The organism is Oenococcus kitaharae DSM 17330 (genome assembly GCF_000241055.1).
GTDB classification, from domain to species: Bacteria; Bacillota; Bacilli; order Lactobacillales; family Lactobacillaceae; genus Oenococcus; species Oenococcus kitaharae.
In genome coordinates, this window is record NZ_CM001398.1 from 52,189 (window position 1) to 66,633 (window position 14,445).

At 36.2% G+C, this 14,445-nt stretch carries 14 protein-coding genes; 2 read left to right on the forward strand and 12 right to left on the reverse strand.

Annotated features, from left to right (window positions below; all coding sequences use genetic code 11):
- Positions 1–164 precede the first annotated feature (164 nt).
- From OKIT_RS09450 to OKIT_RS00255, 4 genes are all read right to left on the reverse strand, one after another.
- Complete coding sequence (locus tag OKIT_RS09450) at positions 165–932, reverse strand: hypothetical protein (protein WP_007744266.1); 768 nt, start codon at positions 930–932, stop codon at positions 165–167.
- Between the two features lie 520 nt (positions 933–1,452).
- Positions 1,453–2,250, reverse strand: coding sequence for a hypothetical protein (locus OKIT_RS00245; protein ID WP_007744267.1), 798 nt, complete (start codon positions 2,248–2,250; stop codon positions 1,453–1,455).
- A gap of 201 nt (positions 2,251–2,451) precedes the next feature.
- Complete coding sequence (locus tag OKIT_RS00250) at positions 2,452–2,838, reverse strand: hypothetical protein (RefSeq protein WP_148126072.1); 387 nt, start codon at positions 2,836–2,838, stop codon at positions 2,452–2,454.
- An 80-nt stretch (positions 2,839–2,918) separates the two neighbouring features.
- Positions 2,919–3,287 (reverse strand): hypothetical protein, encoded by a 369-nt coding sequence (locus tag OKIT_RS00255; RefSeq protein ID WP_007744269.1) that lies wholly within the window; start codon positions 3,285–3,287, stop codon positions 2,919–2,921.
- Positions 3,288–3,414: 127 nt separating this feature from the next.
- Between OKIT_RS00255 and OKIT_RS00260 the strand changes: the two genes are divergently transcribed.
- Entirely contained in the window at positions 3,415–3,645 is a 231-nt protein-coding gene (locus OKIT_RS00260; protein WP_007744270.1) for a hypothetical protein, read from the forward strand.
- Between the two features lie 116 nt (positions 3,646–3,761).
- Here the strand turns inward: OKIT_RS00260 and OKIT_RS00265 are convergent, their stop codons facing one another.
- Positions 3,762–4,718: an AbiH family protein gene (locus OKIT_RS00265; protein ID WP_007744276.1), complete on the reverse strand. Its 957-nt coding sequence runs from the start codon at positions 4,716–4,718 to the stop codon at positions 3,762–3,764.
- A gap of 141 nt (positions 4,719–4,859) precedes the next feature.
- On the opposite strand from OKIT_RS00265, the gene OKIT_RS00270 reads away from it, so the two are divergent.
- Entirely contained in the window at positions 4,860–5,360 is a 501-nt protein-coding gene (locus tag OKIT_RS00270) for an SAV1803-related protein (RefSeq protein ID WP_007744278.1), read from the forward strand.
- Between the two features lie 502 nt (positions 5,361–5,862).
- Here the strand turns inward: OKIT_RS00270 and OKIT_RS00275 are convergent.
- The 7 genes from OKIT_RS00275 to OKIT_RS09290 all read right to left on the reverse strand — a co-directional run bounded on the left by OKIT_RS00275 (position 5,863) and on the right by OKIT_RS09290 (position 14,387).
- Positions 5,863–7,389: a glycosyltransferase family 39 protein gene (locus OKIT_RS00275; protein WP_007744280.1), complete on the reverse strand. Its 1,527-nt coding sequence runs from the start codon at positions 7,387–7,389 to the stop codon at positions 5,863–5,865.
- A gap of 79 nt (positions 7,390–7,468) precedes the next feature.
- Positions 7,469–8,956 (reverse strand): lipopolysaccharide biosynthesis protein, encoded by a 1,488-nt coding sequence (locus OKIT_RS00280; protein WP_241778156.1) that lies wholly within the window; start codon positions 8,954–8,956, stop codon positions 7,469–7,471.
- 552 nt (positions 8,957–9,508) lie between these two features.
- The gene (locus tag OKIT_RS09280; protein ID WP_081466732.1) at positions 9,509–10,042 is read right to left on the reverse strand and encodes a glycosyltransferase; all 534 of its coding nucleotides are present in this window, start codon (positions 10,040–10,042) and stop codon (positions 9,509–9,511) included.
- Between the two features lie 21 nt (positions 10,043–10,063).
- Positions 10,064–10,609, reverse strand: coding sequence for a hypothetical protein (locus OKIT_RS09285; protein ID WP_207635518.1), 546 nt, complete (start codon positions 10,607–10,609; stop codon positions 10,064–10,066).
- Between the two features lie 454 nt (positions 10,610–11,063).
- Positions 11,064–12,023 (reverse strand): glycosyltransferase, encoded by a 960-nt coding sequence (locus tag OKIT_RS00290; RefSeq protein WP_007744288.1) that lies wholly within the window; start codon positions 12,021–12,023, stop codon positions 11,064–11,066.
- Between the two features lie 173 nt (positions 12,024–12,196).
- Entirely contained in the window at positions 12,197–13,411 is a 1,215-nt protein-coding gene (locus OKIT_RS00295) for a glycosyltransferase (protein ID WP_007744290.1), read from the reverse strand.
- 61 nt (positions 13,412–13,472) lie between these two features.
- On the reverse strand, positions 13,473–14,387 hold the full coding sequence (locus OKIT_RS09290; protein ID WP_007744291.1) for a glycosyltransferase family 2 protein: 915 nt from the start codon (positions 14,385–14,387) through the stop codon (positions 13,473–13,475).
- Between the last annotated feature and the right edge of the window lie 58 nt (positions 14,388–14,445).

Consider the following 14,445-nt stretch of genomic DNA (forward strand, 5'->3'; position numbering starts at 1 on the left):
TTACCTGCCCTAAGAAGTATTATCTGATAAGACCCCAGGTTCGCGCAAGGTCTTCTGACCCTGGGCGATTTTCTTAAGAAAAACTTAATATTTAATATAAACTAGCCTATACGTGCCTTTAATATAGGCAATAAAAACCACCAGCCTCAGCCAGCAACTATCGCTCACTCCACCGACACCACGACATTCTCCGCATCGATAATCTGCTGGTCATCGGCCTGCAGCGTCTCGGAGAAGACTTTGACCAGTCTCTTACCCATGGGACGGAAAGTCAGGAAAGTCAGGCCGCCGGAAGCGATGCCGCCAATAATGGGAACGGTCTTAGTGACCAGGCTGGAAGCACTCTTTTTGGTAACTTGTATGCCAATTGCGCCGGCGATTTTTTTCATCAGCGGATACCAAAACGTCTTTGTCAAAGTGGCCTGCAGCATTTTTTTACCGACAGTTGCGCCCAGCCCTCTAGACACTAACATCAGACCAGAATTAGCTGCGGCAACTCCAAGCATGGCGCCTAAATACAGCATCACTTCCCGTTCGCCAGCTTCAGTCAAAGCACCATCTTCGTTAAAAATGCTCGGCCGGCCAAAGACATAAGCCACCTCTTGGGCCATACGGACAGCAAAAGCAAAATACTGAAGAATATCCGCAGTCGCCGTACCCGCCATAGCCAAAGGAGTCGACGGCAATCCCGCAGCAAAAGAAAAGACCGTACTTTTCTCTGTGTCATTTAGTACGACGCGATTGGCAACTTTAATCAAATCTTTAGCCCCAAAAAGGCTCTGTGGCCCTTGATCCACAAGCTGCGCCAGCTCCGCACCCTCCAGCTGATGAAAAGTCTTCGCTAGAAATGCCCTCCGATCGACCTTGACTCCAGGTAACTTAATCGCTTTTGAAACAATCTCCGGTAGAAACTGATCGCTTTCTTCGTCCATGATTCTCTCCATAGCCATTCCTTGATATCAAACTTAAAAGAAGCATATAACAAGAATCTCCGTTTACTAACAAAATTTTTATATCTATCAGAATTGCTTAAATAAAATGGAAAACCAATGCACACCAATTTATGCATCACACAAGAACACTATATCAAGCAATTATTTGAAATGACAAATCCTTGCCACTCTTCAATGACGGCTGGCCAGAAAATGACATTTCGTCTCACTGCTCAATGGCATCCGCCCAGTCTGGAAAACTAATTATTTGTCGAGCAAAAAACTGGTAGCTATGATACGAATGTTATTTAAGAAAATTACCCGATCCACAACTATTCGTCAATGCTCGCAAGTCTTCGCAAGACACCATTTTATGTCCACACCATTAGCTGGTAGATCATAGGCTATTCGGAATAGCAATTTGTTCATTGACCACGAGAAAAGTATATGAACATGCATATGAGGGGCAAGGAGGGGCTAGATTCTTTTTATGACAGAGAATTGTACCGATAAAAGTGTCTTATAGATGCTTGGTAATTTTCTTAACAGCCTGAAACCTATCCGGTTTATTTTTTATGAGATTAGCATCGAACATTTCAGATGCAAGTTTTCGGATTTTGCAAAGAAACTTATTTGTATGTTTTTGATCTAGAAAGAAAGCATTGTAAGAATCACATTCTGTGCTTTTAATAGGAAAAAGAAACCAATAATCATGGACCCAAACCTGTTTTAAGTTAAAATTTTCCTTTATTTTTCTATCGGTTTTCGAACACACTGAATTTGAAAATATATTTGGTATGCTTTTTTGATTTCGAATCAACAAGTCCTGAATGATGCCGCCAAAAGCAATTTGATTAAGATCGTCTTTTAATTTCGTAGGTGTCGGATTAGGAACATCGAAGAAAGCAATTCCCTTTGAGAATCCAGGGAGTGTGCATTTTGGATATTCAATAAAACCAATTTGGCCATTATTGTTATAAAAAACAAAAGTGGTACATAAACCATGTAGAACAATAAGAATGAAATTATAACCCAATTGGTCCGCTTCATAACAATGGCCAAATTCATGACAAAAGGTCTTTTGCAGATTATCAAGTTCGGAATTCGTTTGAGCTCTCTTAACATATTCTTGGTGAAGTTTTAACATGGTTGGCGATAAACCATTTATGTTCTTGCTTAAATACTGGGTATTTGTTTTTTTAATATCACCAAAAATTGATAAAGTTTGAGATTTAAATTTTTTTTGGCGACTTTTTGATATCCAATCTACAATTTGTTTGGCCACATCATCTAAATCATTAGAATTCCAATTTCCCATAATAGCCCCCCAATTAAGCTATTCTTAATAAATCCATCCATGCCTATAGCAAAAACTCAGTATCCAATGATTGCTGGATAGCAAGCCTTATTTGTCGCCTATTATACAAAATAGTCCAACAGCATAATTGTAAACAAAAGCCACCCTCAGATACACCAAGGGTGGCCAATATTTCAAAATGATTGTATTGTATTTTCGTTATTATTTAATTTTCCGATTGTGCAAAATCAGAAAAGGGAGATGAACAATACCGAAGCCGAACATGTTGGTACCTTCAGCGACTGAGGGACTCATATAGGACAAAATCAAAGCTGGTGCAGTAACCCCCCCAAACAGTGACTTCCTACTACCATCATTTGGAACATCGATCAAATCAAATTTTGCTTCCATCACAATATTAATTTTATAAGCAGATGCATAGTTTCTAATACTTGAGCTCAAACTAACGGCATAGTGGCCTTTGCCAGTGCCCACTGACAGAGGATAGTTTTCCGAATGAAGACCACTACCTGGAATGTGACCGTTATTTTTTCCACTATTTTTAATTAACTCAAAACTATCGTTTAAACTAAATTCGATTATTGTCAATCTTGGGTCAGTGAAACGAAAGGAATTTTTTTGTGACAATATCCTATCATCATCTGAATTTTATGTGGCTTTAGAGGTTGTTAACAAAGTGCCTGATAAATGCATAATTTCAAAGCTAGGCTGTTTAACCACTTCTTTTGATCCCAACCAAATCGCTTAACAGCATCCGTCATATTATCTAACAAAATCTGGTATTGACAGGTTGAGAATAACAATTCACGATAGCTACCAATAAAATTACTTATAATATCGGCTGTTGGATCTTTGAAAACAAATTTAGCCGTCTGTTCCCTAGTCTTGAATGATTCCAGTTCCCTTAAAAAGGGCTGATGCTTCTCAGAATTCTTCGCGTCCTGAATGGCGGGTGTGATACTAGAAAGTTCTGCATTGTTCGTTAGCAACAAAAAATCAAAACCACTTGCAATCTCTATATCGTTTTTTTCATTCAAAACAGTTGACGTCTCACGAAGCAGATTGGCTAAACCATCAGCGAATAAAAAAATCTGCAGCCTTTTCTCAAAGAGCAGCTGCTTGTTGCTATTACGTATTTGCCATCATGACATGAAAATGCCAATAATGGCCGTTGCTGCTGTCACGATTGAAAAAACAAAAGTCAGGTTAAATTGTATAGCAAGTATGCCCTCCTTCTACCAAGAAGCATGGCCAAACATCCTAGGCTTCCCTAAAAATTTGGCTATCTTCAACCAACAGAATGTTTTGTTTCAGGAACTTCTTGTTTCTTTTTTATCTCATAGGGAAAATAAAGCGACGGCTCATAATCAAATTCAACATAAATTCGATCTCTAATCTGGCTTTTCATCTTGTCTTCTATTGATGACTCCTCACCATGAATAATCTCATAACTATGGATAAGCTGATTTTGAAGAGCCTTTATTTTCTTAGAAAAGATAGGACCTTGCAAGCTAGGCAGGTAATCGAACGATAATAACGTGCTTATGCGGGTTGGCTATCATCCCTTCGATTATTTTGTCAAAATAGACCGCATCACTTTCACCTATAGACATACCGTAAATGATGGTAACATCCGAATCTTTGAGTCTTTTAAAAGTTTCATCGACTCTGCCATCATGCCTGTTCCGTGCGAAATTAAGTTTAGAGAGATAGTCTATCTGATAGTCTTCTAAACTTAATTCCTTGGGAATATCTTCCGCCCTACCAACACCAACGATAGATGTTTCATCAAAAGTGCCGTTAGGGTGAAGAATTTTTTTATTTACAGCGGCTATTTTGCTTCCATAAGTAACCCTTTTGAAGTCAGAATCATCAATATTAGCAACCTGAGATACATATTGATCCAAAGTATTAGTGTAATTGAAATTCACAAAATTTATCTCAAAGTGTCCTTTAATATTTGGGTCTGTTATTTCTGAATTTCCTTTTATGATTGAGTTAAACAAATCATCGCGATCCCCTGATGCGAGGTTCCGAAATGGCGCTAAAATACCTTCAGTCGCTTGACTGCCACTAACATTCAAATGAACTAGATCATTTTGGCTGTGTAAATACTGACTTAAACATTTTGAAAGGTCATAAAAGAAATCATCTATTCTTGTAGACAGTACTTCATGAGTAATTTCACTCTGTGCTAATCTCTGAAGATCTTCTTTGATACCTGCTTCTAAATTGGCCCAGTTGACCAAGGGCCTTTCTTTTTCAGGATCAAGCTTTTCTGGTTTATTAGGATCACCATGAAAACGTATATCTTTGATACTATCTTCTATATCTTTTATTAGACCATTATCTTCAAATTTTCCTTCATTAATTTGCTCATCTAAATATTCGTAAAAATCTTTATAACTCGTTTTGAGTCCTAAATGAAGATCAAAACCATTCCCTATCACGTAAGTCGTTTCTACCAAAATACACTCCCCAATTCACAATTAACAAAAAAATTAATTTTAGTATATATACAAGTATACGAACATATGTTCCCATTAGCAAGAAAAAATGTCGTTTTGGCTTTCAAGAAGTAAAATTTATTTAATCCAAAAGGAGCAACAATGACAGCTCAAACATTTCAAGATTATGAAAATCTTCTAAATCAAAATTACAAAGATGCAGTAGCGACTTTGTTAGCTAGATACGACCCAGCTACGGATAATTATTTCAAAGAAACATCTTACCAACGTTTTCTGGACGGCAAGATTAAGTCACTAGCAAAAGGACAAATTAGTCGTACTGCAGAGGGGCTGTATTGTCATCATATCGATGAGAATAAGTTCTTAAATATGGCCAATCCCAGTTACATTCGTGGACAAAAGATTCCATTCTCATATCAGGAAAAGGATCGATTGGCATACTACAATCTCATTGAATATCTGGTCCTTCATGCCCTCATTTCAAGCGAAACCAAGTACCATTTTGGATATCCAGGCTTAATAGCATACCTTCAGTCATCAGTAATAGCCTGGTATATCAATGGCATCAAACCCGAAAAGTCTTGGGAAAGAAAATACCATGAAAAGCTTTCATCACAAGTGATCAAGCAACTATATTGTTAAACACTATTACAAAACGATTAGAATCAGTTCAACAATAAATTGATCTTTTTTGCATAAAAAACAACCAATCAGACATAGGAGCACTTGATCAGGCGTTGTTTGAAACGAGAAATACCGCACTCTCATTACTTACATTGGTGATTGAACTACAAAAGGACAAGTTGGGCTGTTACCAAATGGCATCAGATCAGTTTACCAAGTAGTTACTCCCTCAAGATTGGGAAATCCTTTTTTCTAAAAAAACACGGGCTATTGCCGTGTTCGCATACGTAATATTAAAATTATCCTGATGTTTTAATAGCTCAAAAAATTTATCAAAACATAACTAATTACTTTAGAGCACTCTCCAATTCATTGTGAACACGGGTCTTTTTTTCAGTTTGGCGCATCAATTGCATGGATTGGCCGCCGATCGTGGCTCCGGTGCTGCGAATTTAATCAGACTAGATATTGTTTCAAACTTAGTGGTAATTCAAAACTGCCCAGCGACTAGTTAGAATTATTATTTAGATTTTTTAGAAACGCGATACACATTAAAATTACCATCCAATGGTAACTGATACTGGCCTTGCTTTTTTAGCATAAAATGTTTCTTCACATATTTCAGGAGTTTGCGTTCGTCTCGGCTCTTATGAAGTGAATTAGAATTGTAATTTGTCTCAATAAAATAGGTGGGTTTGGATTTCAATATTTTTTTGATACGCTGAGCGCTTATCTCAGCAATATTTGGATACACAGCTTTATAAATGCCCAACCCATTATCATGATTTTTATTTTCTAAAACAAAATTTTGGTTCTTCAAATAGTAAGAACAAACTGATACCGTCACAGGGTGATCGTAAATCAAAATAGTTTTTTTATTTACCCCCCTAAAGAAATTGTTGCACGTCTGAAAACTCTGATTATCTATAAGCATGCGTCTCATATAAACAACAGAATTCAGTGTGCCTAGGCAAAACACGGCAATTAATAGAATTTTTTTTAAATTCTCATGATCCGTTTTCGATATCAAAATAGAGATGCTAAACCAAAATATGCCGAGCCCTGGCACAAGATACCGACTAATCAATATTGGACGATCTACATAAGAAATCAGCGTGCCAGCTAAAATGACCAACAAAGTGGGAAGTATACCTCCAAGCGTTTCAAAATATTGAATTTCACAATTATTTCCGTGAGTACGATGTTCTTTTAGAAAAACAAACAGCCCAGCAACAATGATTAAGAATAGCAAGGCAGCTACCAAATATCCCGGTATCGAATTGATTAACGTAAAAGGAAATAGTACGAATTCAACGATTCGTTTCGGGCCAAATTTTCCTATCCAATAATCTGCACTTACTCCTGACACTTGGTGCAGGAAAGCCGGAATCCAAGGCAAATAAACCAATAGATCAACTACAACACTCAATAAATATTTCCAAAATTTGAATCCCTGATTTCTCCAACATAACAGGAATATAAAATAAATAAAAATCACATCTAAAAGAGCGTAGTAATGCGTATATGCAGCCAGAATGGAAAATACAGTCAAGCCAACCCAGAAGCGGTTTCGCGAACCCTGTTTCAATATGATCAATGCATTTAAAAAGGCACAGGTAACAAACAGAATCGCCCAACTATACATACGAATTTGTTCCCCGTATTGTAAAATCCCGGGCATCAAAAGAACGCTTACGCTAAAAATCAATGAAACAGTTTGTCCCCAAAACCGCTTAATATAAGTAAACGAAATTAAAAGTAAAAGTAAATACGGGAGCAAGGATACGAGACGCTCAATAGCTATTAATGCATAAATGTTTGTTGTACTAAAACTTAAAAATTTAGCTATCCAATAATACAAAAAGGGGTGAACATCTTTGGCTGTGAAATTTATTATCGACAGATATGAGTGGGGTATCATCGACAATGTGAAAGACTCATCGTTCCAAACATATTTAATTTGTGAATTAAAAATACACAGCAACAAAAAGATTAATATACATCCAATATTTGCAATCCTAAATAGTGTGTCCCTCTTCAATTTCATAAAAATTCCCTTCAAAAATTTTTTAAAAAATAAACATATACCAAGAAGCAGGAAAACTATAGGATCAAATCTCCGACTTCTAGATTTTCTTTAGTAATCGCATCAGCAGTTCCCACAAAAAAACAAACTCCTTTTTGTGCCAAAAGAGCAGCACAAAAATAAAAATATCAGCCGTCAAGGAAACAATCGCAATCAAGAACAAACCAGCAAAGCCACGCCAATCCAAAACGGTGGATAGATAAAAATTAAATGTCAAACTCAAACATAGAACCAACATATAAACGAGGTAATCTTTGAGATATGGGCTAAATTTCTTTCCGATACCATATTTCAAGACGAGACCCGGCTCCCACCAAGCATTAATTAGCAGATTGGTCAGGATTGTGCCTAAAAGTGTACCTGCAATACCCAATTTCAACACAGCAATAAAAAATACTGAGAGCAATAAGTTAAAGAAAGCTTCAATGATAGATTTCCAACCAATTTTACGATACAAGCCATATGCCGCAATGAAATTACCTGCTGGCTGCCGCATCTGATTGATTGCAAAATTGATAATAATTACAAAAACTGTAGTTGCAGACAACAGGTATCGGCTGCCAATCCAAACTTTAATAAATGGGTCAAGACAACTTGCCAACATCGAAACGACAAAAAATGTCAAGGAAAAATTTAGGAACACGTAGCGTTGGAAGATTTGGTAAACATGTTCCTTTGACCCATTCACAGTTAAATTACCCAAACTTGCCGTGGCTGCACCGACCGCTTTATTTAAAATACCGCCGAGTGCATTAGTGATAAGTGAGTAATTAGTATATAAACCAACCGATACCAAGCCTAGAAAGCTAGAAATCAAAAGGTTGTCAGTTCCAAAAACAATAATGCCGCCTATCTGAGATCCGATCAGACCCATGGTGTTATGCACAATATCATCTAAATCGCTTTTAGGGAGTTTAACCCCGGATAAATTATTTAAATATGGATATCTACGATCCACCTGCAGAGAAATAACCAAATTGGACAAAAATGTACAAGTTACCAGAATTATCAAAAAAAGAAAATAATTTTTCCAGACGAGAAGAATCACGACTTGCACAATTGACTGGAATAACATGAATATAAACTGATTGGCTAAATTCACATAATCTTTTTGATCAGCCGTCAGAATAGACCTCTTGTAAGCAAATAGATAGCTGACAACTGTATTAGCTAAAAAGAGGCAAAAATAGATTCTAATATATGGCACTGACCCATGCTTAATCAACAAGCCAATAAAGGGCAGAATGATCAGTCCGAGCATGCTAACTATGGCCGCGATGAAAGCATAGGCCTTCCGATAAAAACTCATTAAGGCTGCAATTTCATTTCGTTGGTCTTCTGCTAGTGGCCGATACATCGAGAAAATAATCGCCGAACCCAAGCCTAGTTCACTAAACGAGAGTAACGCCAAAATATTATTAAATAATCCATTTACACCTAGATACCTTAGCCCTAGTTCATGAATAAAAGTAGTTTGAACCACAAATCTCAATAAAATCGTTGCCATCTGAGTCAGGCTTGCAACCACAGAATTCAGAAGTGATCGTTGAAGTCGGCTTGATTCTTTCAATTAAACTCTCCTTTTTAACCACAATTAATCAGATTCAAGCACAATACAATCACCAATTAGAATGCGCAGTATGGACCCATCCATTTGCAGTTCATTTTATTTTTGATTCCCGAGGAATGTAAATTAGAATTAAATACATAAAGTGGTTTAACTCAAAGAAACTAATTCAAAACAAACCTTTTATTATTTTAGCCCTAAACAATTATATTGAAGATTCCATGGTCCTTACTTTAAATCAATTTTTTAAAATTGCAGAAGATCGTGCCTTAAGAGCGAGGACATATTTTGTCTCAATATGCATATCTGTTCACACATGTCATCCGTTTGGCTTGCCGACAATTGACCCTTTATGCCTGCCAACATGCCTCTCAGCTTTTGCTATACGATTATGAGAGGAGCTGTCAACAAACCTAAAAATGTCTGTTTATATTCCAATTGCCCACTGCGAGCTCTAAGAAATAGAACCATAATATTTATTTGACACCTTCTTATTTGTATAAAAACAAATTGTCAATCAGCTCCCAAGAGATCAATCCATTGTTTCATAACCTTTTTAGCGTTAAAAGCTTGAGAGCGCTCTAATGATAGTTCCTGATAATGTTTTAAAAGTGCTTTGTTGTGAAGTAATAAGTTAATTTTTGTCGCGAAAGATTCAATATCCAGTTGGTCAACCAAGATGCCATACTTGCCTTCACTTAGCAATTCTCTTGATCCAGAGGTTGAAAAAGCGACAACGGGAAGTCCCACACTCATTGCTTCGAGAATCACCAGTGAAAATGCCTCTGTTCGAGATGTTGAAATAAATAACGAACTATTGAGATAATGGTTCAAAAGTTCCTTCCCTTTTAAAAGGCCAACAAATTTAATTTGATTCGTTATTCCCTTGGAAATGATCATATTTTGAAACTTTGTTTCATCTTGTGGTGATCCCGTTCCAGCCACCTCAATATCTATGTCAGGTGATAATTTTTGAGCGATACTCGTTAACAAATCCAGCCCTTTGCTACCTAAATAGAAAGTTATTCTACTAGTATAAGAAACCACCTTATTATTTAAAGATGATACCTACCCATTATTCCCTAAATCAATCGCATTATGAATGAGAGAAATATGTGTATTCCATTTTGAAAAGTAGTGGACAGAATTTTCCGTGAGGCAGACGAGTTCATCAGCTCCTCGAATACCTGCTACCAAGTAATCATGAAATTCCTGCGTAACGGTGTTAATTGTTTTGTAACTTTCATGTATCCAAGCAATAACTCTGACATTTGGATATTTTTTTTTGATTTCAGGGATGGCTGCAAATTGATATCCAGATGTTAGTATCAATGTGTCAATGCCAGCCTTCATAATAAGCTGATTAACATCTCGAATGAATTGGTGCTGGAAAATATTGACATTATATTCATGACGGAAAAATAGGTCAATTCGGCGATAAACCGATAAACCTTTTCGTGCTAGAACAACAGGCAAAGCAGAAGAAGAAGATTTTGCCATAAAAACTTGATTAATATTCTTGAAATGCCACATGATGCGTGTGGGTGACACGGAATAATAATAGACTTTAATACCCTCTCGAGTACCTAAATGCTCACCAACAAAATTTACCATTCTTTCAACGCCACCAATTTCAAATCCCGAAGATACAAAACACAAGTTCATTTTCTCACCTTCCCATATATTGATGTATTAACCTTCAACCATTGTTAAAAAAATTACTAAATCCAATCTTTCAGAAACAAAAACCCTTGCATCTGGTCATCCCGAAAATACAATATTAGCCCCAAATGAAAACAGTGTCAGGCATAAGACTTTGATTAGAGTATATATTAATTACGATAGAACGAAGTTGCCTGGATTACTATCATTTTTCGTCACCAGTTTCTATTTTATGAGTCAATAGACCCAATGACAATGTATGCCCATTGTAAAGGGCACTTTTTGATTAATTGATCAGCCAGATGAAACTTAAATATTGTGAGAAAACTCTTGACCCAATCTTGAGATATCATACTAAATCGTCCTAACCTAAACTAGAATATTATTTTCGAATTCAATACATTCTCTAGTACCGAATCATACGAGTAATAGAGAAGAGAAAGCGCTGTTTGCACTTATCTATAAAAAGTTCCCGCGCATAATACGAAAATGAAATAAAAAAAGAAAATTTAATACTCTTGAGTATTAATAGAAATTTGTCGTTTAGTGAAATCTGATCAATAACTCGTTTAGCCATAACATAGCGTTTCTTTTCCCTTATAGAGTCAGACACTGAAATGGCCTTTTGAATTTCTTTCTCTGGAGTAATTATTCCCCGTCTGAGATTTTTTCTGATAATCTTAGAAATTAGAAATTGTCTGTATTCATTCACAGAACTAATCGAGTGAGTATTCGCTCTTTTTTTGACTAATTTATCCTTCATCATACCGAGTTTATATCCACACACTAAAGATCTTGCCACAAAATCATAATCTTCCACTGAGGGTATATTTCGATATGCGGATAAAGTGGTGAACACTTCCTTCCTTGCCAGCCACGTTGGATGCCAAAAAAAATTATTGATCTTTTCGAGTTTTAATACTTGCACCCCGATCAAGTTATGGTGAATACTGTTACTTTTAATATAACGATCGTTTTCATCAATCGAAGAAATTGATGAAGCTACAAGGTCGAGTTGATTGTTCTTTAAAAAGAACATCTCTTTTTTTAATCTGTCAGGGAGCATCACATCATCTGCATCCATACGAGCCAGATAAGATCCTTGGGCCACCTGGATACCCAAATTCAGTGAATTTACTAAACCTAAATTCTCCCTATTGATTATCAACTTTATAGGAAAATCCATTTCTTCTATTTTATCCTTTAATTGAGGTAGCGGATAATAATCAGGGTTATCAACCACTATGATTAATTCTTTGTTTCTATACGTTTGATGAATGATTGAGTCCAAGGCTTCTATAACCCAAATAAACGGTTCCTCATAGATCGACATGATGATACTAATTAAGTTCTCTCTAATTTCCATTTTCCATTCTTCTTATCTTTTTTATCTCATAACTTTAGATAGACAAAATTACCATTAGCCTGCATTCTTTTCCAGAAACCTAAATTGATCAAGAACTAATCACACACTTTCAAATTCCCCGTCAGAAAAAGCAACACGTTCGATCTGGTGCTTCATTTAACAACAAAGCGTCGTCAAAAATTTGTTTCTTTTTCAGTAGATATAGTTCCTAAATAAACCTCATTAATAAAACGCACAAAACCCACGGACATGTTATATGGGGATTTCTGAATTAATTCATTATCTCGTTTCCTACTCAATACCGAGGGTCTTTGATCAATCATTTTTTTCATAAAAGTTGACCAAACAGAAAGTGAATCACGTAGTGAAGGAAAATCATGGCCCTCCGTTATCTCGCCTTTGGTGTTTCTGCTTTCAGCTGACTGCAAAATTTTCATTCCACTAGCTTGCGCTTCAATGGCGACAAACGGCATCGCCTCAAAACGGGAAGGCAACAATAAGAAATCAGCCATGCTCATTAAATTGGGCACATCTCGTCGCACACCTAAAAATTTAATATATTGCTTATTAGGCGTAGACAGTGTATGTAAGAAACCATCTAGCGAACCTCCACCAACCATAACCAGAAAAACTTTTCCTTGTAATGTAGGAAAGCGCACTAACAAATCATTAAAAGCTGTAACTCCAAAATCTGGATATTTCTGAAATTCCAGCCTTCCTACGAACAGAAAAACACTTGCATCCTCGGGAATGCCTAAAGATTTTCTCATACTGGACCTTGTATCGAGATTAATTTTATAGTCTTTAGGATTCACACCATTAGGCAGAACGATAAATTGTTTATCATGAAACATCCACTTACCAGCTGCATCACTCGCAGCTACCTTAATTAAATTCGAATGGTCTAATATGTGTCTAAAATGAGGCATTCGTCCATAATAAAGAATCTTTTGAGTAAGGTTATTAAGATTTAGCGAGGTATTGTGCGAATGAAAAATAATTTTGGTCCGTAAATCCTTAAGTGCACCCAAGTAAGCAACCGAAGCAAGAGAATTAGCATTTATATGAACAAGATCAAACGCTCGCTCCTCAAAAAAACTTTTCAATATTCGATTTTTTCGAAAATGGTTCCGTCTCCCAAAGGGAAGATTGAGTTTGATAATTTTGATATCTAATTGCACAAAATCACTCTTCATAGAAATACCTTGTCTTGTGTCATCGAGTATATAAACATCAAATTCTTGATTGAAATTTTGTTGCAACAACTTCGCCATATTGAAAATAAAAGTTTCCGTACCGCCCCTGTTGGATGTCATTCCAATGAAAAGTATGGATTTTTTCCCCCCAGGGGAAAATTGAGTTGTAATAGGATCTACTTGTTCCTTCATCAAAATGCGGCCCTCCTCTCAAATGAATACATATATATGGAACAAGACTGAAACTAAACCTTTATGCATCGTAACTTGCGTACCTTTGAATCAAACTTTTATAAGCTCTAAATGTAAAAACTGGGATATCTCTTTTTTTAAATTTTGAATATACATCGAGCGAGTAACTCCAATTTCTATAATGTTTAAAGGACCAAAGAACGGCATACAAAGGTTCATGAAAATGGATTTTGTCAGATTTGATTAGCCTGTTATCCGATACGTTATTTTCTTTATAGACATAAGACGCAATTATAGCGTCAATTTGAGATTCAAAAAAATTCTTTCCTACTTTGTGTGACGTGGAAGAAGCCCTGTCAACGACCTTGTAAATTGAATACTTCGATATCTGAACAAAATGAGCATTAATGCCAACCATTTCCGAAAACATCGTATCTTCTTGTTTTAAAAATCGTGAGAAACCAAAACCGTTTTCTTTGATATATTTTCTTTTTATCATTTTTGACCAAGGTACATCGAAATTTAGTCTAATGCTCCACTCGTTGGCCATGATAGGATTTGAAAAATATTGGTCAAACAATCTTCTGAGAAATAGCCGATAATCATTGCGCTTTACAACTTCAACTTTTGGGCGAAAATATACCACATCGGAATCACTTTCAAAAAACTTCGGTAATATTTGGCTAGCCTGTTCATCAAAACAATCATCAGAGTCAGCAAAAATTAGCCATTTCCCTCGAGCTAAAGATATGCCATAATTTCTCGCAGCACCAGCGCCTTGAGCGGTACAATTTTCAATGATCACATTGGAAAACTGATCTCCTAAACTATTCAGGTTGTCTTTTACTGTCACAGACGAATGATCATCCACCACTATAATTTCAGAATCTTCAAGACTTTGGATAGAATGAACTAGCCTTTTTAAATTATTGAAATCATTTTTGTGTGGAACGATTATTGAGTATTTAACTTGCATTTCTTGTCTCCTTTAAACGACGCTTATTTTTTCTATTAATCCGCTAGTTTGCTAAAGC